Consider the following 19,758-nt stretch of genomic DNA (forward strand, 5'->3'; position numbering starts at 1 on the left):
CAAGGACTATCGGTGGCTCACACAACGTCACGATCGACGCATCGAAATGGCCGGACGAGATGCGTCTGTCCGATCTCGAGCCGCGCTTAAGGTGGACAGGGGGGCGAATCCGCCAGGAGCGGCCCAGCGTAAATCTAACTGCACGGCCCGTGCCGCCGGCCTCGGCGCTTCTGGCGCGCGCGCCGACGCCGTTCGAGTAAATTCTACAAGCAGCCAGGCTTGAGCCGCATCGACCGCAAGAGACCGTCCAGCCCGTTTCCGCTGCAGTCGATGGTCCGGATAGGTTTTTCTGCCGGTACGGCTTCAGATGGTTTGCTGCTGGCGAGCCGCTTTCTCTTCCTCACATTCGGATTGGTCGCATTATGCTGCCGTGGAGCGATGACAGGAGCGGGAGGCTCCAAGATCGTTTTCGTTTGTGGGGCAGGCGGTGGCGGTATCGATGCGATCGGTGCTGGCTGTGTCGGGGGGGCGCTGGTCGCGGTAGAGCCGACCGCCCGCGGCTCTGGGACGAGCGAAAGCCGATCGGCCTTCTTAGCGCGCTCCGCCACTGGATACTCGACGATCGGTGCCGGCGCCGGATCTCCCGCAAGCGCTGCAACTGCACCCATTCCGGCCGAGCCCATTGCGACGGCCAAAACCCGGATCATCCAAAACGATGCAAGCCGGTGGCTGGTCCCGGACATCTTCATTTTTGCGGACATGGCGCGGACACAAAAGTCATCGCAGTAGACGGGTCTTCAGGAAGATCAGCAACACATTGATAATTTGCAAGTTTTGGTGAGCGCGGAGGGACTCGAACCCTCGACCCCATGATTAAAAGTTACAGGCGTGCACACAGGCTAAGTCCTTTCATCGCCGCAGAAATCTCTAAACTCAGCTTAAGTTACTGAACAAGCGAATATTCTGCCTGTTGCTGTGCGTTGTCAACTTTTTCCTTGCGCTGACCCGTTGCTGTGTGCATAGAGTGTGCACATAGACCACGTAATGATTTGGTGTGCACGATGGGCGGCATTCAGGCGAAGATCGTCAAGACCAAGGTGGACAAGCTCGAGCCGGGCGACATCCTGTACGACACAGAGATCAAGGGCTTCGTGGCTCGTGGGTTGCCAAGCGGCAAGGTGAGCTACGGCTTCCGCTATCGGAACGCGGGCGGCGCGTCCAAGTGGTTTGGCCTTGGCCTCCACGGCGCCATCACCGCGGACGAGGCTCGGACGCTCGCCAAGAAGCGGGCCGGCGAGGTGGCCGATCTCCGGGATCCGGTCGCGGAACAGGAGCAGGCCCGATCCGAGGCCAAGAAGGAGAAGTTGTCCGGCACCAACACCGTCAACGCCATCCTGGATACATTCGTGAAGCGGCATGCCAGCAAGCTCCGCAGCCAAGACCAGATCGAACACGCCTTTGACACGCACGTCCGGCCGAAGCTCGGCGCCAAGTCGATCTACGAGGTGAAGCGCAGCGAGATCGTCACCATGCTCGATGCGGTCGAGGACGACGCCGGGCCGGTGATGGCCGATCGGGTACTGGCGCACGTCCGTAAGGCCTTCAACTGGCAGGCGGCCCGAGACGACGAATTCAAGTCGCCGATCGTCCGCGGCATGGCCCGGACCAAGCCAAAGGAACGTGCCCGGAAGCGCACGCTGGCGGACGATGAGATCCGGGACGTCTGGAAGGCGCTGGAGAGCGCTGACGTGCCGGCCTGCTATCCCCGGTACGTCAAGTCGCTCCTGGTGCTGGCGACGCGCCGGAACGAATCCTCGGAGATGAATTCCGCCGAGATCGACGGCGACCTGTGGACGATCCCCGGCGAGCGCTACAAGACCAAGCTGGATCACGTCATTCCGCTGACGGAGCAGGCCAAAGCCCTGATCGGCGCCAAGCCGGAAGGCTTCAAAGGAAACGCCTGGTTTGTGTTCTCGACCACGGAGGGCAAGCGGCCCTTCAGCGGATTCTCAAAGGCCAAGCGTGAGCTCGATGCGGCGATCGCCAAGATCCGGAAGGCGGAGAAGCGGGAGGCGATGCCGCGATGGACGCTGCACGACCTGCGCCGGACCGCGCGCAGCCTCATGAGCCGCGCCAAGGTTCCGGCAGACCATGCGGAGCGCGTGCTGGGCCATGTCATCGGCGGCGTTCGCGAGACTTACGATCGGTATGAGTACGTGGATGAGAAGCGCGACGCGCTGGAGAAGCTGGCGGGCTTGATTGAGCTGATCCTGAAGCCGCCGGCCGATAATATCGTTCAATTTGGGGCTGCGAAATGAAACAGCGGTGGGGAAACGAGATCACGTTGGACGAGATAGATGAGGGCTGGAAAATCGTTCGGGGCATGATCGAAGCCGCAGAACAGCGAGTTATCCTTACGCTTGCCGATAGGGAAACGGCATTTAAGCAAGTCAAGCAATTGGTCGGCATCCTCATTGAACCTCCGCGCCTTCACGGCGAACGAGGTCTCAAGAAGGATGCCGATGTGGATGCGGCCGTGATCGCAGATATCCCCAAGTTTGGCACAATACCAAAGGCTGTGCGGGCATACTTGGCTAACGGCCGCCTTTCGAAGGGCACGACAGAGCGCTCGCACATTGAGCGTATTCGAGAGCGCAAAAAACACATGATATAGCGGCACCGTCTTTCCTGTTCTCGTTTGTCGGGGCACTTCCACTGATTGTCTCGCGGTGTTCAACACTTGCGAGGCTTTCCAATGCCCACCGAGAAACTTCTCGCTTCAACCGCGGTAAAGGAGCGGCGTGCGCCGCTCGATACGGCCGCGGCGGCGATCTATACCGGCACGCGGCCGAACTATCTCGAAAAGCTGCGCTGCACTGGCGGCGGTCCGCTCTACATCAAGCGGAAAGGTGCCGTTCGCTACGACCCCGACGACCTGGACGCCTGGCTCGAGGCCGGCAAGCGCAAATCGACCTCTGACGTTCGGGAGGTCGCATAGATCATGGCCGAAAATGAAAAGGGCCGCCGAGAGGGCGACCCGATTCCGAATGGTGTCTGGCGAGACGCTGCGGAATCTAAGGCACCTCTTCTGAAACTGCAAGCTGTCCGACTGACGCGCCGCTGCGCGATCAGTCTCGCGATGGCGTCGGTCATTGCACCCCTCATGCACGGCGAGGTGGCGCAATGAACTCCGAAGCGCTGAAATCACGGATCAGCACGCTCGTTGATTACGCGATCAAGCACGTCGACCTGATTGCCGACCTGCAAGATCTGTCGGCCGCGTTCCATGCGGCCTCTCTGAAGATCAATTCGCACATTAACAACCCGGTTCGGCCTACCACCGAGCCCTCGGGCCTTCTGAGTGCGCTTGCCCAGGTCTCCGATCAACCCCGCGAGAACAACGTCGTGGAGTTTCCGACAGCCTCGCCGCGGAACGATGATCCGGAGAGCGCCGCATGAGTGAACCAATCACCATCTGCCTTGCCGGCATCCCTCAGGGCAAAGGCAGGGCTCGAGCATTCGTCCGCGGCGGACATGTCGGCCATTACACGCCGGAAAAGACACGCTCCTATGAGGGCATGATCCGGACCGCGGCGATGCAGGAGCTGGGTTCACGCCCGGCGTTCGATGAGCCGCTGGAATTTGTGCTGCGCGCCGTTTTTCCAGTGCCAGCCTCCTGGTCGCAGCGGAAGCAGCAGCAGGCCATCACTGGCGACATCAAGCCCGGCAAAAAGCCGGACTTGGACAACATCGCCAAGGCCTGGAACGACGCCCTCAACGGCGTTGTCTATCGCGATGACAGCCTGATTTGCCGGATGACGCTGGACAAGCGTTACGGGCCGCAGCCGCTCGTTGTCGTCACGGTGCGGCCGATGCCGACCTTCCGGGATCAGCATAGCGTGGGAGGTGTCGCATGAGCTGGCTCACCTGTCAGGTCAACGGCATTGCCGATCACATTTGCGGCCCCGGCGGCGCTTGCCTCGATATCAACGAACTCAAGGCAATCTCGGAAGCGTTCGATCAAAACCGGCGCCGTGTCGAGCAGCTAATCGCTCAACGGATTGAGGTCCAGCATCTCTATTGGGAAGACATCTGCGACGGGAAAGGAGGTGGCTCATGAGCTTAACTCATGCCCAACAGCAGCGCGAGTTCGTGCTGGCAGCCCTCCGCACTGTCTGCAAGCGATTGGAATTTATCCGCGAAGAAATCGTCTTCAACGGGACGGCACTTTCCAGCGGCGCGATCGATCCGATGACCGCGCTTCGGTGGACTGAAGAGGTTGCGCCGGGCTGCCTCCCGGTCGAGATCAAGGCCACCTTCCTTGTGAAGGGCTGGGGATGGGAGGGTCTATGAACGAACTCGCTCCCTGGAGAGACGACCCCAGATACGGCGGCATGAGTGACTTTGCCGCCGAGCGAAGCTGGCGCGCGGCTCAGAGCAGGCCAAAGCTTGTCACGAGCCGCATTCACCTCGTGCCATTCGAAGAGATCCAGCTCAGCACGCACCGCCGAGACCTTGTGAAAGGTCTCATCCCGCGCGTCGGCTTGTCTGTGATCTGGGGCAAGCCGAAATGCGGCAAATCGTTCTGGCTTTTTGATTGCCTGATGCATGTCGCGCTGGGGTGGACCTATCGCGGCCGGCGGGTTCATCAGGGGCCCGTGGTCTACTGCGCCTTTGAGGGCCAGAGCGGGCTTGAGGCGAGGGTTGAGGCCTTCCGGCTCACAAAGCTCGACGGGCATACAGGTCGGGTGCCCTTCTACCTGATGCCGGTAACTTTGAGCCTGGTGAAGGACCACAAGGCGCTCATCAAGGCCATCCAGTCGGAGCTCGACGGCGAAACGCCCGTCGCGATTGCGCTGGATACCCTGAACCGATCTCTTGCCGGATCAGAGAGCAGTGACGAGGACATGTCAGCCTATGTGCAGGCCACTGACGCAATCCGGGAAGCCTTTGAGTGTGCAGTTCCGGTTGTCCATCACTGCGGCATCGACGGAAGCCGGCCGCGAGGTCACACGTCACTCACCGGCGCCGCAGATGCCCAGATTGAGGTGAAGCGAGACAGCGCGAACAGGGTCATCGTTGAAGTCGAGTTGGCAAAGGATGGTCCGCAGGGAGGGCAGATCGTCAGCACTCTGGAAGTAGTCGCAGTCGGGCAGGATGAAGACGGGGAGGAGATCACCTCATGCGTGGTCAAGGCCTGCGACGATGCAGCACTGACCGAACCAAAGAGCCGTGCCCTGCGGCCAGAGCACCGCCTAGCATTGGAGGCTTTAGACGCTGCCATCCTCGATAGCGGTCAGCGCATGGTGACTGTCGAGACGCCTGCCGGCGTGATGGTGGCTCATGCTGACGATTGGAAGGCCGAGCTTTACCGGCGCGGCGTGCTGGACAAGGATCATTCCAATCCAAGCCAGCAATTCAAACGGCTGTGGCAAAAGCTGGCGGCTGCTCAGCTTCTTGCTCAGCGGGATAATCAGTTCTGGAGAGGCTAACGGGGCTAACCATCCTAACGGGTCTAAAGACCCTGTTAGGTTAGGTTAGCTGGTAGACCGTCTACCAGTTGGTACGAAATGTTCGGTTAGGTTAGATCGTTAGAGGCGGTGATGAAACAGAACCCAAGGAGTGGGTTGAGGCCGTGGAAGCCGGGACAGAGCGGAAACCCTGCCGGAAGGCCACAGGGAGCCCGTAGCAAGTTCGCTGATGCAGCGTGTGCGGACGCGTTGAAGCATTGGACTTCAGGCGGAAGCGACGTTCTGGACCGCGTTAAGCACGAGGACCCGAGCACTTATCTGCGCGTCATGTTCTCGATCATCCCGAAAGACATTGCGGTTTCGATCGAGCAGCGAACTGGCCCATTGGATAGCCAAGAGATGCGCAGCATGCGGCGCCTGGTCGAGATCATCCACGCTGCCGGCGCAACAGGCATCGACATGGAAATGATGTTCGCATGGATCGAGGAGGATCTTCGCGCGAGGTTGGCGAAGCACATTCCGAACGATGGTCAACTGGCGGAAATTGCTGGCTAAGTGTGCATAGCGCGTGCACAGATCAGAAAACGACAGAAAGACAAATAAAATCAACAAGATTTACGTGACTAAAGATTACGGGGGCTTGCAGTTCGCAAGCGAATGACTCACAGTCGCATGCATCCGATTTGCGAAGGGACGCATGTGATGGCGACGACTTATCAACTCTGGCGACCGGCGGTCACCACGACGAGCGCAGCTGCCGGTGCACAGCCGGCCACGATGGTCGGCACCTATGCCACGCAGGCGCTTGCTCAAGCTGCCAGCTTGGCAGGCGACCACATCTTGGGGCCGGGCTATGACTGGTCGCTCACATCTCACCGACCGAAGCTGACCAACCAGGCATTGGTGGTCGTGCCGCCGCAATTCGTCACGGTCGGCGGCGGCGGCGGCTCGTCGCAGAACTATCAGGGTCACCCGTGATGGAAAACATCACCTTCCGCTACGGCAGGGAAGACCTGCTGAGGGCGTTGGCCGATCGCCGCGGTGTGAACCTCAGCACCCTGATGCGCTCACTGGCGGACGCTGCATTGGCTTCTGAGGGCTTTGCGGTGGCTGACCAGCAATTCGCTCTGGTCACGCCCGGCGGGGATGTCCTGACGACCAGCTACCGCATTGCCGCTGACGACCGCGGGCAGTGGCTTCCGATCGAGAACGAGGACACCGAGCCGTTCGATCCGGCGCGGCATTGGCGGCTTAAGCCGCTCCCGCTGCGCGTCGATGGTGAGCGGGCGGTGCGCACCTATCCCGTGGTCTTGAAGTCGCAGGAGCACGCATGACCGGCGTTGCATGGTGGTCTCAGACGGCTGGAAATAACGCAACCTTTGACAGCACGGTCAATTGGCAGGAAGGGCAGGTGCCGTCTAGCGTGAACGATAGCGCTCGGGCCATGATGGCAAGCACTGCGAAGTGGCGGGATGACATTGCTGGTGCGATCGTCACCGCTGGCACTTCGACAGCGTACACCGTCACCTCCAACCAGCAGTTTGACACGCTTGCCCGACTTTCGGGACAGTTGATCGCCTTCACACCGCACACGACGCAGACCGGGACTTGCACGCTGAACGTGGATGGCCTGGGCGCCAAGCCGTTACGGACAGCGCCGAGTGTTGAGGTGCCAAGCGGGACCTTGATCCAGGGCACGCCATACACGGCCATCTATAACAATACGGATGGCGCGTTCTATCTGCGCGGGTTCTTCGGCAATCCGTATAATATCCCGCTGGGAGGCGGGTTGGATTATTGGTTTTCAACCACCCCCAACAGCTCGTTTGTGTTCCCCGTAGGGCAGGCGATTTCGCGAACGACTTACGCGGCATTCTTCGCCGCCGCAGGCACGACATACGGGACTGGAGATGGTTCTACGACGTTTAATCTGCCGGACATGCGTGGTCGTGTCGCAGCCGCCGTGGATAACATGGGTGGCGTCACCGCCGGCCGGTTGAGCTCAACCTACTTCGGCAGCCCGCAACTGGGACTCGCCAGTGGCTCCGACAATCACACTTTGACGACGAATGAAATTCCGGCGCATCGACACAGCGTTTTTATTGTCGATCCTGGGCATTCTCACACGACGACTGCGGCGAGCACGAGTGTCAACTTCTATCAGGCTGGTGGCACTCCGGCGGCGAACGCTAGCGCGGCGAGCATCAGCTCCGGAACAACTGGTATCTCGATCACCAGCGGTGACAGTGTGGCGAACGCGACGCTTCAGGCGGGTGGGGGCGCTCCCCATGCGATCGCGCAGCCGACGATTTGCTGCAACTACATCCTACGGATCATCTGAAAGGACATCACATGCGCAATCCGACCAATCCGACTGAAGTGCCGCCGCAGGACAAGAACCGCGACATCGAGAGTTATATCAACCGCGGCCAGCCGGCACCGCAGCCTAACCTGGATCGCGATCTTTCCAGCGCGATCGAGCGCGAGCACAGCAAGCGCCGCAATGGCTGATCGTTTTCTGGAATCGGATGAGGAATGGCGCAATTTCCTGGACTATCTCCGGGATCGCACGCCGCTCCGCATGCTCAATGGAGTTGAGGCCCGAGCAGTCTTTCGCGAGATCGCGTTGCTCGGGTATCGGATCCTCAAGCCCGATCAGCATCCATCCGGCCTGGACACGACCGCGGAGGCGATCACCACCGTCCGGCCGCGAATGGTTGTCGGGACTGGACGCACTGCGCGGAAAGAGCCGGTGATCGAGGCCCCATATGAAATCGCCACGTCAACGCTGCCTGAAATCATGGCCTCGAACGGTAAGAAACGCTGATGTCTGACTTTGAAGCTCCTCGCGACGACAGCGGCCAGTTTGCGCCGGCCGAACCGCTGACCGGTCAGGCCGGGCTCGAGCACGATGCTGGCTGGGTGCCGCTGAGAAAGCAGGAGACCGTTGCCGAGCTCGACGAGGCGCAGGCCGCTGAGGAATTGACGGCGCGTCGCGAGGAAGAGCAGGAGCCGGAGAAGATCGGTCTCTATGCCAACAAGGATGGCACCGCTTTCCTCGATGATCTCGAAAATCCGGACCATGAGGGGCCGAAGGTTTCTCTGACGCCGGAAACTGCCGCGGATGCACTGTCCGGTTGGCGCGAATATCAGGATCATCTTGATCAGGCGGTTGCAGACGCCGAACTGCTGGACAGCGTTGGGGCACTCGACCAGCCGGAGACGAGCGCGAAGGCCGATGATCTTGCGCCGGCTGACCCTGCACGGGCGGCCGATCCTGCGGCGGAAGCCGTGCAATGGCTGGAGAACCATCCTGAGGCGCACCGGGCTATCAGCGAGCATGTGCAGGCCTCGACTGCGGCTGCCGAGCAGGCGCGCGCCATGTATGTCCAGCAGTTGGACGGCGCCCTTGCGGTTGCCCGGCAGGTGACCTTTGCACTGATCCCGGAATTGCAGGGCGTGACGGACGCCAACCATGCGGCCAGCGTGCTCTCGGCGATCCAGCAGCAGAACCCGCAGCGGTTTGCGCAGCTCCAGCAGCTTGATCAGCAGACCGGCCATCTCATGGCTGCGGCGCAGCACGAGCGCCACGCAGCCGCACAGCGCGAGTGGCAGGCCACTCAGACCTACAACGCCGAGCAAGCCCGCGCCTATGAGCAGAAGTATGGTCCCGTTGATCGGGCTACTGGCGAGAGTGTGAGATCGTATCTCGAGGGGCTTGGCGCGACGGGCAATGACATCGCGGCGCTGGCGCAAACACGGCTCCCGGCGTGGGCGCAGCGTGCGTTGATCGACGCCGCCCAGATGGAGCAAGTGCGGAATGCGCCGAAAGCGGTTGTAAAACCTGACCTGCCACCGGTTCAGCGGCCTGGCGTTGCTCGTGCTCCAAGTGAGGCGCGGCAGACTGATCTCTCGACCCTGAACGGGCGATTGAACAGGTCGGGGAGTGAAAATGACGCCTATGCACTCCTGACCGCAATGAGAGCGAACAGACGATGAGCGATGACTATTTCGAGCAAAACAAGCGATCCGGGATCAATCGCGGGATTGATCCGACGCCTGCGGAGCAGGAGAAGTGGTTTGCAGGCCTCGATCATGAGCAGCGCGCCCAAGTGCTGGACAAGTATGGCCAGGAAGATGCGGGGACAACCGATCAGGCCCTCTCGATTGAAGAGGCCTACGATGGCACCGAGCGCCGTCACCACGTTGCCCGGCTGCATCAGATCCACGCGGCGTTGAGGCGCAGCAATCGATGAGCCGCTTTCAAAAATGGTGTCAGGTGATGGGGCATCATCCGTTGCCGGCGATGCCGCTGACAGTGGCCGCATTCATCGGCGATCATGGTGGCCTCACGCCCGATCTTCTGTTCGCCGAAGTCGCGGCCATCGATGAGCAGCACCAGGCGTTGGGTTATGCGCCGCCGGGCCGATCGGATGTGGCCTTGAAGGCCTTCGATGCAGTGCATCCGACCCGGCCGCCGCGGTCATGGCGGAAGGAAGAGCAGGAGATGTTCCTGATGCTCCCTTGGGGAATTAAGCAGACCATTCTCCGCCGCGAAGCTGAGCGTGATCGGGCAATCAAACACGCTCAGTCTGAAGTCTCCGAACTGCGACAGAAAATCGGGAAAGAAAATGGCGATCACCAAGACGCTGCCGCTTGAAGAGCGGATCATTCAAATCCGCAAAGAGTGCGACGAGATCATTGATCGGCACGTCGAAGAGATCAGGAAGGAATGCGTTGGCGTTCCGGCGCCGAACATTCGCCGGGACATCGAGCTGCAGGCGCGGGGATGCCCCTGTGCGCAGGCGATGCATGTCATGGGCAAGATGGACGAGCTGTACGGTGCTAAATCGGACCAGGCATCTTGAGAGCTCAATTGCCTGAACGACTCGAACTGGCCAGGGTCGTCGATTACTTCGGCCCGGATAATGGCTTCAACGGTCGTTTCATCCTGGAAGGCCCTTGCGGGTGCAAGCTGCACGTCGCGTCGCGCGACGGTGAAGAGACCGGCTGGGAGCAAGTTTCGGTTTCGACTGTTCGGCGACGATCACCAAACTGGCCGGAAATGTGCTTCGTCAAGGATCTGTTCTGGGATGAAGAGGAGCGGGTGATGCAGCTTCATCCGCCCATGTCCGAATACGTAAAAAATGATCGCTATTGCCTGCATCTCTGGAAGCCAAAGCATGCGGCAATTCCTGCACCCCCGCCGACCCTGGTTGGCATAGTCGGCATGGGACCGGAGGAGACCTATCTGCGGGTTCAAGCCTTCCTTGCCGATCTCACGCATCGTTTAGAAGCGGGCCGCTCACTATGAACGCGCTGGAGCAAATCAGCGCGACGCTTGATCACTTCGAGCGCCTTGATGGCGATCTCGAGTATTTCGCGGCAACGCATCTGAAGATCCGGCCAAAGGCGGGCGGGTTGGTGCCGTTCGTATTCAATCCGGTGCAAAAGAAGCTCCACGCGATCATTGAGGAGCAGCGCGCCACGACTGGCATGGTGCGGATCGTGGTGCTGAAGGCACGGCAGGAGGGCGTCAGCACGTATGTTGCGGGCCGCTACTATCACAAGACCATCAAGAGCCCTGGTTTTTTGACCGCGATCGTGGCGCATGAGAAACCGGCATCACGCAATTTGTTCACGCTGGTGAAGCGCTTCCACGACCACATGCCTGACGATCTCAGGCCGGTCACGGGGGCGTCGAATGCGGAAGAGCTGAAGTTTGCCAATATCGATTCCGGCTATCTGGTTTCGGTCGCGACGGAAGACGGCGCCGGCCGATCGTCAACGGCGCAGGCGCTGCATGCGTCGGAGGCGGCTTTCTGGGTGAACCTCAGGGAGCAACTGGCGGCGCTGATGGAAACCGTGCCGGACCTTCCGGACACGGAAATCATCGTGGAGACCACGGGCAACCAGTTTGGCGATGAGTTTCATCAATTCTGGTGCAAGGCGCTCGCGGGCGAAAACAGCTTCAAGGCCGTCTTCCTGCCTTGGTCCGAGGATCCGACCTACCGCAGGGCCGCGCCCGACGATTTCGAGATGACCGGCGAGGAAAAGCAACTGGCGGAACTGCATGGCCTCGACGCCGAGCAAATCTACTGGCGGCGCTGCAAGATCGCGGACAAGGGCGATATCAACTATTTCAAGCGCGAGTATCCACTGACGCCGGATGAAGCGTTTTTGGCTTCGAACTTTGACAGCTTCATTCCGCACGATCTGGTGCTCCGAGCTCGCAAGTCCAAGACCGAAGGGAAAGGGCCGTTGATCGTTGGCGTCGATCCCGCGCGTTTTGGTGCGGACAGCACCGCGATTGCATGGCGCCGCGGCAGCTGCATCGAGAAGATCGAGAAGCGGAGCGGCCTGGACACCATGCAGGTCGCCGGCTGGGTCGCCAAGATCATGCGCGACGACAAGCCGGCGAAGGTGAATATCGACGTGGGCGGCCTTGGTGCCGGCATCTATGACCGGCTGGTGGAGCAGGGGTATGGCGGCAGCTTCGGGAGCGGGCAGTTGAACGCGGTCAACTTCGGATCGAAGCCGATCGAGCCGCCGCCGCTGGATGACAGCGGCAAGCCCTCAGGCGGTCCGGCAAATCGGCGGGCCGAGATGTGGTCCAATCTCAAGGACGCGCTAGCAGGCTCTCATTTCTCGCTGCCGGACAGTGATAGCCTTCAGTCCGATCTGACGGGACCCGGCTACAAGTACACCAGCGATGGCCGGCTGATGCTCGAGAGCAAGGATGACATGAAGAAGCGCGGCATGCCGAGCCCGGACGAGGGGGACGCTGTGGCGCTGACGTTCTCGGAGCCGAACGGGGCGCCGGTCGTTTCGGGAGGCAAGTTCAGTGGGCCGATCGAGTATCCGAATATGGGGTACTGTTAGGCGGCGGCATTGCGTGAGTGCCTACGAATTGGCGATCGGACGCACATAAAGGTTGAGGGCATCGAGGTAATCGTATCCCTGCTTCGTAACCTGAAATACTTGCCGCTTAACTCCTTGAGCTTTGACGAGCTTGTGCCCCTCAAGTTCGTCCATCGCAAAGTCATATGCGGCAGTAGTTCTATGATCTGACCCTCCAAGTTGTTTTCCGCCGGCTTGGAAGATCTTGCCGCCGATAGCGCTAACCACGAGAATTTGGCCATGGCCTTGAGCGGCTGCCGTTAGAACTTGGAGAGCTTCTGAAGACAGTTCAGGAATCGTCGGGGTGGGCTTTGCGGGAGCCAGATCGAGCAGTAAGGGGGCCGGCAACGAGCCGGCTTTATGGGCGAGCTTCGAATTCGACGTGAGCTGGATCTGCAGCTGGTGACTGAACTTATCTCTAAAGTCCAGCGGGTCTTCGTAATCCCAAGTGATGCCCTGTTCACGGCACCATTTCTTGAAATTCCTCAGCCGCTCGTATTCATCGTGATCAATGCTATCCTGCACAACAGGCTGTCGGGAGAAGAAAACCATCGCCGGTTTTCCAGCCTTAAGATGCTCCTTAATCTCTTCAACCGTTCCGCTCTCAGCTTCCCCTGTTGGCGTTCCGAGACGTGTCCAGAATATCCCCACCAGCAAGTCGCAGAACTTCAACACGCGATCGTTGATCTGTGCCTGAGCTCTTCCGCCAAGATCTGACGTAGAGTGAGTTTCCCAACGCACGGGTAGCAAGACCCGATTCGTGGCCTGCGCGTAGATCGCGTTCCAGAGATAAATCACTTCCGTCGCCGCATTGCGCTCAGCGCTAACGTCGCCGGGCGACGCAATCATGATCTGAATAACGTTTGCTTGATATGCCACGTGGACCTCCGATTCGATCCTTGCCTTTAGATTAGGCCGATTTCGCGCTTGGCTGTGCCGCTTCTTCCAACGCGATGCCAAGTGCAGCGTCTGCCAGTTCGATGGCTTCCTTGATCTTGGACCCTACCGGATCATCCTCAAATCCAGCCCAGATGTCAGCCTCGCGCTTTTCCCAAAAGGAATAGTCGCGCTGACCTGGGGACCCCACCGTGCTGATCAGCATCGACGCTGAAACTCGAATTGATACGATTGCCTCATTCAGAAGCTGGAATGCCTGATCAAGCTCGGCATCCCGGAAAAGAGCGCGAGCGCGGTAGCGCTTGCTGAAGAAATCGGACAGAAAATCCGCATTGTTGCCCAACCGCTCCAATGGAACGAAGTAAACGTCTTTTCTCTTGGCTACGTTGGTGTCATCCCCGTCTTGCTGAGGGCGCGAGGAGCCTTCGTTTCCAAAAGCAGCCGGCGAGCGGACGCCCTTCAGGACATCATCGATCTTGTAGAACGCTGCGAGAAGTTCCTCGCCGAACTCGACAAGCCGCTTATGGTCGTGCAGGTCTTTTTCATATTGGAATTTTCGTTCGGCTAGATCGATATCAAAGCGGAATTTCTTTTCGGCAAGTTGCTCTTCGAATTTCAGTTTGTCGGAGTGCAGTCTAGTCGCTGTCTTGTTTGAAACAAAAATGCCGATGGCGGTAACGATACCAGAGACGGCCGCGGCGACGACAGCCGGTCCAATGAAGTCGGTCATTTCAAATATCTCGCGGCTGTAAATCGGGCAGTGCGTTGAGCAAGAACGATGACTCAACCGGAAGGCGCAGCCAAAAACAATCCCCCAAGGGAGGGGATGGATTTTTAAGCAAATCAGGAGCAAGCTGTCCGTGGGTGTGACAACCCGGACCAGTGATAGGCCGCATTCCTTGGTCAGGAAATCCCTCGATTGGCGTCGAGCGATAGCGGCTGAATGAACGGACGCACTTGGCGGTGCGGCTCCGACCCGACGTTTATTGCCTGTTCGGATTCCGAAGGCAAGGCCGGGGGCGGACTGCTCTGTCCAAGGCTGACGGGGGCACCGAGAAATCGGGGGCAGCCCATTAGCCCAAAAGCGTCCGACCCGTCTCACTGGCGGGTTGTCACCCCCCGGCTGCCTCGTCTGTCACGGGGTGCGGCTGTGACAAGCCGAAACCAGTGAGCACCTACCATGCAAACCACCATAGAAAGCCCAGCGCGAGTCGCTGGTGCGATTTTATCCGGCCTCGCACTCCAACAGCGGGAGCGGGAAACGACTCTCCAAACCCTCGCCAGACTCAGGAAAGAGGCATCCGCCGAAATCGAGCGGCTGATCGCCTTCCTTGATGCGAGCGACGAATACGTCATGACTGAGCGAGAGCTCGATGACTGCGAGCGCGAGGACTGTTTCGAGGACGACGAACCCGACCTTGGAAGCCTTGAGCGGATCGCCCAGGTTCATTGGGCTGCCGGCGGCACCGACGACCTCGAGGAGGACAACGACAGCGGGATAGGGGACTGGGATGGACTGCATGAGCAGGTCGGCTCCCAGGACTGGCAGCAGGGGGCGATGGCCTGATGCGTCTGATCCAACTGCTGATGGCAAGCGTGCGCCTCAAGCTGGCGCGCTATGCGATCCGGGCAAGCACCTGTCTCGCCCTGATCGGCAGGCGGCTCTACCGCCTCTAGTCCCCAAGAAAAGACGCCGCCGGTTTCAAAAATACACGCCCGGCGGCGTTTCCTCCCTGAACTGGGACGCTGAAATCCCCAGCGACAAAGATAGGGCAATGCACGTGCCAGGAAGTGCGGACTACGGCCTGCCTTCGCCGACTGCCGAAAACCGTCACAAGGTGACCCGTTTGAGGTATTGACGGCACTGCGCCAACGGTTCTGAATTTCAGCACGGCGCCCAAACCGCCGCGCACTCGGGCGCCGGTTTAGCGCGAGGTGCCGAAGTTCCCCCAAAACCCCGACACCTCGATGCCCACACGGCCCCAGTTCTCCAAGGCTGGGGCCGTGCCCGTTCTTGGGCCGCACTAACCCGACTTCTTTCGAGCGAGCAACAGGACTGCCACGGCAAAGAGCGCGGTAATGCCGAGAGGACCGGTTGCGTGGCCCTCAAGGATGCACCAGGTCAGTTTCAGTGAAAGGGAGTTGGCTTCGGCGAGCATGGTGGCCTCCGTTGAAGAGGCCTCCCATTCGTGACACATCCCAAATTTCAGCAACGCACCATCAACGAGGAACGTTGCGCCAACCTCTACCCCGGATCCCCAAAACTGTTGACCTTGGCGATCAGCGCGACCGCGCCGATCAAGGGCATGAGCAGCACCAGGGCGGCGATCCCGAACAGCACGAAAGCGATCGTCATTGCCGCACCTACTGTGTGCAAGGTGTGTGCAAGACGAAATTTCGAGATCGATTCGAAGGCTTTATTTTTGGTCTAAGTACTTGATATTGTTTGGTGAGCGCGGAGGGACTCGAACCCTCGACCCCATGATTAAAAGTCACGTGCTCTACCGCCTGAGCTACGCGCTCACTCACCTGAACATCGGATCCGGACCGAGCGGTGAAACCGCTCCGGATCATGCTCCAGCCCGCGCTGTGTAGGGGGCAGGGCCCATCGGGTCAATAGCCGATGGGCAGTCAATTGTGCACCGTTGCGGCGGATTTGCCGTTCCAATGCCTGTGCTTAGGGCCGTTTCTTGAAGTAGCTCAGTTGTCGCGGCCGATTTCCGAACCGACCGGCTGCGAGGGGGCGGCGACCGAGGGCAGGCTGACCGGGCGCAAGCCGATCAGTTCCGCGGTGCGGATCGCGCTGTTGCGCCAGAACGCGAACTCGTTGATCCGCGAATTCTCCAGGATCGCGATCGCGACCGCTGCCAGGAACGGCAAGCTCTGCAACACCAGGACGCCGGCAAAGATGTAGATCTCGCGCACCTGCTTGTAGCCGTTGGTGACGACCAGCACGGCGGCGCCGATCAGGAGCAGCGCGCCGATCACGGCTTCCCAGAACGCCTGGAATTCGATCGACATCCGCGACAGGCCGCCCTTCGAGGTGCGGGCGAAGGCGAGATGCTCGGTGATCAGGCCCTGCGCCACGGCGCGCGACACCGTCCACTGCACGCTCATCGCCGCGATCATGGCGCCCAGCATCTGGCCGGCCTTGATGTTGACCCGCAGCCGGTAGAGCGCGACGAAATGCACCAGCGAGACGATGAAGGAGGCGATGATCGGCAGCGTCAGGATCTTGTCGGGGATCGCGATGTCGGCGAAGGCGACGATCGGGACCCAGATCAAGTTGAGGATCGCGACCACGACGCCGAGGCTTTCGGCCCCGAGCCAGTTGAGCCAGCCGAGCGAGAATTCGCGGCGCTGATCGGGCGTCAGCCGGCTCGCGCCGGGCAGGAAGCGCCGCCAGTGCTTCTTGACGATCTGGAAGCCGCCATAGGCCCAGCGGTGGCGCTGCTTCTTGAACGCCTCATAGGTGTCGGGCAACAGGCCTTCGCCGTAGCGCACATTGGTGTAGTGCGTGAGCCAGCCCGCCTGCTGGATCGAGAGGCCGAGATCGGTGTCCTCGCAGATCGTGTCAGAGGACCAGCCGCCGGCCTTGTCCATCGCGGCGCGGCGGATCAGGCACATCGTGCCGTGCACGATGATGGCGTTGAACTCGTTACGCTGGACCATGCCGATGTCGAAGAATCCGGCATATTCGCCGTTCATGATGTAGTGCATCAGCGAGCGGTCGCCGTCGCGATGCTCTTGCGGCGCTTGCACCAGGCCGACACGCGGATCGGCGAAGGCCGGCACGAGATCCTTCAGCCAGTCGGGGTGCACGACATAGTCGGCGTCGATGATGCCGATGATCTCGGCATCCGCGGCGGTCCGCTCCATGGCGATCCGCAGCGCGCCGGCCTTGAAGCCCTGCACCTTCTCGGCGTTGATGAACTTGAAGCGCTCGCCGAGCTGCCGGCAGTGATCTTGGATCGGCCGCCAGAACTCGGGATCCGGCGTGTTGTTGATGATGCAGACGCACTCGAAATTCGGATAGTCGAGCCGCGACACCGCATCGAGCGTCTGCTTCAGCATCTCGACCGGTTCGAAATAAGCCGGGATGTGGATCGAGACCTTCGGAAACTTCACATTCTCGCCGATCGTCGCGGGCGCCAGCGGCGCGCTCTTGCCGATCAGCCGGCGCGGGCCGCGGCCGAACGCCACCGCCGCGATCTCCTCGATCCGCGCCATCGCGATCAGCACCAGCGGCACCAGCAGCACGAGGCCGAGGCTGAGCGCGAAGGCCGAGCCCCAGACGAAATAGTGCGTGGTCCAGTACGAGAACACGGTCGCAGCCCAGGCGCCGACGCCGTTGGCTGCCGCCGACAGCAGCAGGGCCTGCATCACGGTCGGCTGGTCCAGCCGCAGGATCGGCAGCGACATGAACAGGCCGACGAGAACCGCGACCATCGCGATCTTCCAGTAGTTCAGGTCGGTGACCGGGCCGGTCCAGGCGAACTTCGCCTCACGGTCGGCATTGAGGATGCCCCAATAGGGACCGACGCCACCTTCGAAGAACTTCCAGGGCTGATCGATGGCTTCGACGATGTTGTAGTCCATGCCGATGGCTTCGGCGCGGGTGACGAAGTTGCGCAGCACCGTGGCCTGCTGGAACGGACCGGGTTCCGCGCTACGCAGATTGTAGCCCTGGCTCGGCCAGCCGAACTCGGCGATCAGAATGCGCTTTCCGGGCAAGGAGTCGCGCAACAAATTGTAGCGGTCGACCGCCTGGTCCACCGCCTGCTTGTCGGTGAAGTTTTCCCAGTACGGCAGCACGTGCGCGGCGATGAAGTCGGACGAATTGGCGAGCTGCGGATGGTCGCGCCAGATGTTCCAGATTTCACCGGTTGTGACGGGAACGTTGACCGACTTCTTGACGCGCTGGATCACCTTGATCAGCCGGTGCACGTTGTTTTCGGCGATCGCCCACTTGATCGCCTCGGCGCGCTTGTCCTCGGGCTGCGTTTCCGCGTCGTGCAGGCGCTGCGCCTCCTCGCGCAGGATCCGCTCGGATTCCTCCGGCGGCACCCCGACCTCCGGAACCGAGCCGAGGTTTTCCAGCGGGACCTGCTCGCCGCGGAACACGGTTTCGTTGCCGACCACGATGCCGATGACGTTGCTGTTGCGCTTGGCGAGGTTGATCGCGGCGTCGATCTCGCGGTTGTTGCGGTTGGCGTCCTTGTCGATCCAGGCGCCGACCGTGACCTTCATGCCGAACTCGGCGGCAACCGGCGGCACCAGTTCGTTGCCTTCGGTCGACGAATAGAGGCGAACCGCCTTGGTCAGCGTGGAGAGCTTCCTGAGATCCGTGCGCACCTTCTCGGTGTCCGCGGCAACATCAGCAACGGTGTGGCCCGACTCGAACGGAGCGTAGGACAGGCTCGGCAGCGTGCCACGGAAATCGGGCGCCGACTGCTTCTCCTGGAAGAGACCCCACAGAGCGGCGTGAGCGGCGGTGACAAGCAACAGGACGGCGACGACGGCGCGCATCGCGGTTAAACCATACGGGGCCTGAGATTGAGGACTAAGCGAACCCGTCCCCTGGGTTCGACCAACATGGCGGCGGAGGGAAAGATATCTCCGCCATCCGATTTAACAACTGGTATGCCGCAATGGCGTTTTAAGGGCGCAAGCCGTTCCAGCCGCGAAAAAAATCGCGGCCGGACCCGATCGGGCGAGGCGCCTATTTCGACGCCGGCGCGGGTGACGCCGACGGGGTCGGCGCAGGCGAGGGCGACGCTGCCGGCGTGGGCGCGGCATTGCCGGCCGTCGACGGCGCCGGGCTGGGCGCAGCGGCGGCTGTCGCGGCCTGCGGCTGGGCGCCCGGATTGATCCAGCAGGCATGGATGCGGCCGTCGAGGCTGCCGCGCACCTTGTCGTCGATCTGGGCGCCGAACCGGGTCAGGCAGCGGAACGCGGCCTGGACGTGGCCGCCGGGGCAGCCGAACCGATCATAGAGGTCGAGGTGGCGGAACGCGGTATCGAGGTCGTCGTTCCACATCAGGCGGACCACACGGCGGCCGAGCCAGACGCATTCCGGGTTGCCGGCCGGGCCGTTGATGGCCTGCTGGGCCTCGACGAATTCCTCGACCTTGCGCTGGTTGGCTTCCCGTGCGGCATTGGCATTGGCGTCGGCCTGCTGTTTGGCCTGGTCCGGCGGATTCGGTGTGCCGCTCTGGGCGAAAGCGCCGCCGGCTCCGGTCAGGAGCGCAAGACTGGCCACAAGGCCGGTTACGGCAAGATGACGCAAAGCAGTGTTCTTCAACTCAAGCAGCCGTCGACGCATGTATTCCCCGATAATGTTCCTGCCCCCGCGGGATCATCCTAACGGCTCGCGTGATGCCGTCCAAATAGGTCTCCAGTGCGGCGGAGACTCTGGCGGAGTCAGATGACTGGAATTTGGTATTTTGTCCAGCAAACTCACAACTTTATCGATCCAGTGCGAAACTGCCGCAGGACAACCATGGTATTGACCTAATCCTACTCTTGGCAGACGGGCCGTGACCGGCTA

The 19,758-nt window shown here is 60.9% G+C and carries 28 protein-coding genes, 1 tRNA gene and 1 pseudogene; 24 read left to right on the plus strand and 6 right to left on the minus strand.

Going from position 1 to position 19,758, the window contains the following annotated elements; translation table 11 throughout:
• The first annotated feature begins 219 nt into the window (after positions 1-219).
• From CK489_RS27670 to CK489_RS27765, 23 genes and pseudogenes are all read left to right on the plus strand, one after another.
• Entirely contained in the window at positions 220-729 is a 510-nt protein-coding gene (locus tag CK489_RS27670) for a hypothetical protein (RefSeq protein WP_143278235.1), read from the plus strand.
• A 272-nt stretch (positions 730-1,001) separates the two neighbouring features.
• On the plus strand, positions 1,002-2,258 hold the full coding sequence (locus CK489_RS27675; RefSeq protein WP_095734481.1) for a tyrosine-type recombinase/integrase: 1,257 nt from the start codon (positions 1,002-1,004) through the stop codon (positions 2,256-2,258).
• Between the two features lie 26 nt (positions 2,259-2,284).
• On the plus strand, positions 2,285-2,614 hold the full coding sequence (locus CK489_RS27680) for a hypothetical protein (protein WP_143278236.1): 330 nt from the start codon (positions 2,285-2,287) through the stop codon (positions 2,612-2,614).
• A gap of 81 nt (positions 2,615-2,695) precedes the next feature.
• The gene (locus tag CK489_RS27685) at positions 2,696-2,938 is read left to right on the plus strand and encodes a MerR family transcriptional regulator (protein WP_095734483.1); all 243 of its coding nucleotides are present in this window, start codon (positions 2,696-2,698) and stop codon (positions 2,936-2,938) included.
• 3 nt (positions 2,939-2,941) lie between these two features.
• Positions 2,942-3,127, plus strand: coding sequence for a hypothetical protein (locus CK489_RS41000; RefSeq protein ID WP_143278237.1), 186 nt, complete (start codon positions 2,942-2,944; stop codon positions 3,125-3,127).
• On the plus strand, positions 3,124-3,399 hold the full coding sequence (locus tag CK489_RS27690; RefSeq protein WP_095734484.1) for a hypothetical protein: 276 nt from the start codon (positions 3,124-3,126) through the stop codon (positions 3,397-3,399). The genes CK489_RS41000 and CK489_RS27690 overlap by 4 nt, the downstream gene beginning before the upstream one ends.
• Positions 3,396-3,857 carry a RusA family crossover junction endodeoxyribonuclease gene (locus tag CK489_RS27695; protein ID WP_095734485.1) on the plus strand — a complete coding sequence of 154 codons (462 nt, stop codon included), beginning with the start codon at positions 3,396-3,398 and terminating at the stop codon, positions 3,855-3,857. The genes CK489_RS27690 and CK489_RS27695 overlap by 4 nt, the downstream gene beginning before the upstream one ends.
• Positions 3,854-4,060: a hypothetical protein gene (locus CK489_RS27700; protein WP_095734486.1), complete on the plus strand. Its 207-nt coding sequence runs from the start codon at positions 3,854-3,856 to the stop codon at positions 4,058-4,060. The genes CK489_RS27695 and CK489_RS27700 overlap by 4 nt, the downstream gene beginning before the upstream one ends.
• Positions 4,057-4,293 carry a hypothetical protein gene (locus CK489_RS27705; protein ID WP_095734487.1) on the plus strand — a complete coding sequence of 79 codons (237 nt, stop codon included), beginning with the start codon at positions 4,057-4,059 and terminating at the stop codon, positions 4,291-4,293. The genes CK489_RS27700 and CK489_RS27705 overlap by 4 nt, the downstream gene beginning before the upstream one ends.
• Entirely contained in the window at positions 4,290-5,432 is a 1,143-nt protein-coding gene (locus tag CK489_RS27710) for an AAA family ATPase (RefSeq protein ID WP_245350514.1), read from the plus strand. Before CK489_RS27705 ends, CK489_RS27710 begins: the two co-directional genes overlap by 4 nt.
• Before the next feature lie 111 nt (positions 5,433-5,543).
• Positions 5,544-5,639, plus strand: a pseudogene (locus tag CK489_RS42950) (DUF5681 domain-containing protein); the annotation flags it as partial.
• 21 nt (positions 5,640-5,660) lie between these two features.
• Positions 5,661-5,966 (plus strand): hypothetical protein, encoded by a 306-nt coding sequence (locus tag CK489_RS27715; protein WP_143278238.1) that lies wholly within the window; start codon positions 5,661-5,663, stop codon positions 5,964-5,966.
• A 147-nt stretch (positions 5,967-6,113) separates the two neighbouring features.
• The gene (locus tag CK489_RS27720; protein WP_095734489.1) at positions 6,114-6,389 is read left to right on the plus strand and encodes a hypothetical protein; all 276 of its coding nucleotides are present in this window, start codon (positions 6,114-6,116) and stop codon (positions 6,387-6,389) included.
• Positions 6,389-6,745 (plus strand): hypothetical protein, encoded by a 357-nt coding sequence (locus tag CK489_RS27725; RefSeq protein ID WP_095734490.1) that lies wholly within the window; start codon positions 6,389-6,391, stop codon positions 6,743-6,745. The genes CK489_RS27720 and CK489_RS27725 overlap by 1 nt, the downstream gene beginning before the upstream one ends.
• Positions 6,742-7,752, plus strand: coding sequence for a phage tail protein (locus CK489_RS27730; protein ID WP_095734491.1), 1,011 nt, complete (start codon positions 6,742-6,744; stop codon positions 7,750-7,752). The genes CK489_RS27725 and CK489_RS27730 overlap by 4 nt, the downstream gene beginning before the upstream one ends.
• 11 nt (positions 7,753-7,763) lie before the next feature.
• Positions 7,764-7,922, plus strand: coding sequence for a hypothetical protein (locus tag CK489_RS41475; protein WP_158226508.1), 159 nt, complete (start codon positions 7,764-7,766; stop codon positions 7,920-7,922).
• Positions 7,915-8,238 (plus strand): hypothetical protein, encoded by a 324-nt coding sequence (locus tag CK489_RS27735; protein WP_095734492.1) that lies wholly within the window; start codon positions 7,915-7,917, stop codon positions 8,236-8,238. The genes CK489_RS41475 and CK489_RS27735 overlap by 8 nt, the downstream gene beginning before the upstream one ends.
• Positions 8,238-9,410 carry a hypothetical protein gene (locus CK489_RS27740; protein ID WP_095734493.1) on the plus strand — a complete coding sequence of 391 codons (1,173 nt, stop codon included), beginning with the start codon at positions 8,238-8,240 and terminating at the stop codon, positions 9,408-9,410. Before CK489_RS27735 ends, CK489_RS27740 begins: the two co-directional genes overlap by 1 nt.
• On the plus strand, positions 9,407-9,667 hold the full coding sequence (locus CK489_RS27745; RefSeq protein WP_095734494.1) for a hypothetical protein: 261 nt from the start codon (positions 9,407-9,409) through the stop codon (positions 9,665-9,667). Before CK489_RS27740 ends, CK489_RS27745 begins: the two co-directional genes overlap by 4 nt.
• Entirely contained in the window at positions 9,664-10,071 is a 408-nt protein-coding gene (locus CK489_RS27750; RefSeq protein ID WP_143278239.1) for a hypothetical protein, read from the plus strand. Before CK489_RS27745 ends, CK489_RS27750 begins: the two co-directional genes overlap by 4 nt.
• Positions 10,043-10,279: a hypothetical protein gene (locus CK489_RS27755; protein WP_095734496.1), complete on the plus strand. Its 237-nt coding sequence runs from the start codon at positions 10,043-10,045 to the stop codon at positions 10,277-10,279. The genes CK489_RS27750 and CK489_RS27755 overlap by 29 nt, the downstream gene beginning before the upstream one ends.
• Positions 10,280-10,287: 8 nt before the next feature.
• Positions 10,288-10,725 (plus strand): DUF7694 domain-containing protein, encoded by a 438-nt coding sequence (locus CK489_RS41005; RefSeq protein ID WP_143278240.1) that lies wholly within the window; start codon positions 10,288-10,290, stop codon positions 10,723-10,725.
• A complete protein-coding gene (locus CK489_RS27765) occupies positions 10,722-12,293 on the plus strand; it encodes a terminase large subunit (RefSeq protein WP_198961036.1) in 1,572 nt (523 codons plus the stop codon). Before CK489_RS41005 ends, CK489_RS27765 begins: the two co-directional genes overlap by 4 nt.
• Positions 12,294-12,314: 21 nt before the next feature.
• Here CK489_RS27765 and CK489_RS27770 read toward each other — a convergent pair whose 3' ends face one another.
• Together CK489_RS27770 and CK489_RS27775 are read right to left on the minus strand one after the other, a co-directional pair.
• Positions 12,315-13,190 (minus strand): DUF4062 domain-containing protein, encoded by an 876-nt coding sequence (locus tag CK489_RS27770; RefSeq protein WP_095734498.1) that lies wholly within the window; start codon positions 13,188-13,190, stop codon positions 12,315-12,317.
• Positions 13,191-13,221: 31 nt separating this feature from the next.
• Positions 13,222-13,938: a hypothetical protein gene (locus CK489_RS27775; protein WP_095734499.1), complete on the minus strand. Its 717-nt coding sequence runs from the start codon at positions 13,936-13,938 to the stop codon at positions 13,222-13,224.
• 450 nt (positions 13,939-14,388) lie between these two features.
• Between CK489_RS27775 and CK489_RS27780 the strand changes: the two genes are divergently transcribed.
• Positions 14,389-14,775 (plus strand): hypothetical protein, encoded by a 387-nt coding sequence (locus CK489_RS27780; RefSeq protein ID WP_198961037.1) that lies wholly within the window; start codon positions 14,389-14,391, stop codon positions 14,773-14,775.
• 457 nt (positions 14,776-15,232) lie between these two features.
• Here CK489_RS27780 and CK489_RS42670 read toward each other — a convergent pair whose 3' ends face one another.
• From CK489_RS42670 to CK489_RS27795, 4 genes are all read right to left on the minus strand, one after another.
• On the minus strand, positions 15,233-15,367 hold the full coding sequence (locus CK489_RS42670) for a hypothetical protein (RefSeq protein WP_283807310.1): 135 nt from the start codon (positions 15,365-15,367) through the stop codon (positions 15,233-15,235).
• 288 nt (positions 15,368-15,655) lie between these two features.
• Positions 15,656-15,731, minus strand: a tRNA-Lys gene (locus CK489_RS27785).
• A 177-nt stretch (positions 15,732-15,908) separates the two neighbouring features.
• Positions 15,909-18,737, minus strand: coding sequence for a glycosyltransferase (locus tag CK489_RS27790; protein ID WP_095734500.1), 2,829 nt, complete (start codon positions 18,735-18,737; stop codon positions 15,909-15,911).
• A gap of 193 nt (positions 18,738-18,930) precedes the next feature.
• Entirely contained in the window at positions 18,931-19,533 is a 603-nt protein-coding gene (locus CK489_RS27795; RefSeq protein ID WP_095734501.1) for a beta-1-3, beta-1-6-glucan biosynthesis protein, read from the minus strand.
• Positions 19,534-19,758: the final 225 nt, after the last annotated feature.

This window comes from Bradyrhizobium sp. UFLA03-84 (assembly GCF_002289535.1).
In the GTDB taxonomy this organism is placed as follows: Bacteria; Pseudomonadota; Alphaproteobacteria; order Rhizobiales; family Xanthobacteraceae; genus Bradyrhizobium; species Bradyrhizobium viridifuturi.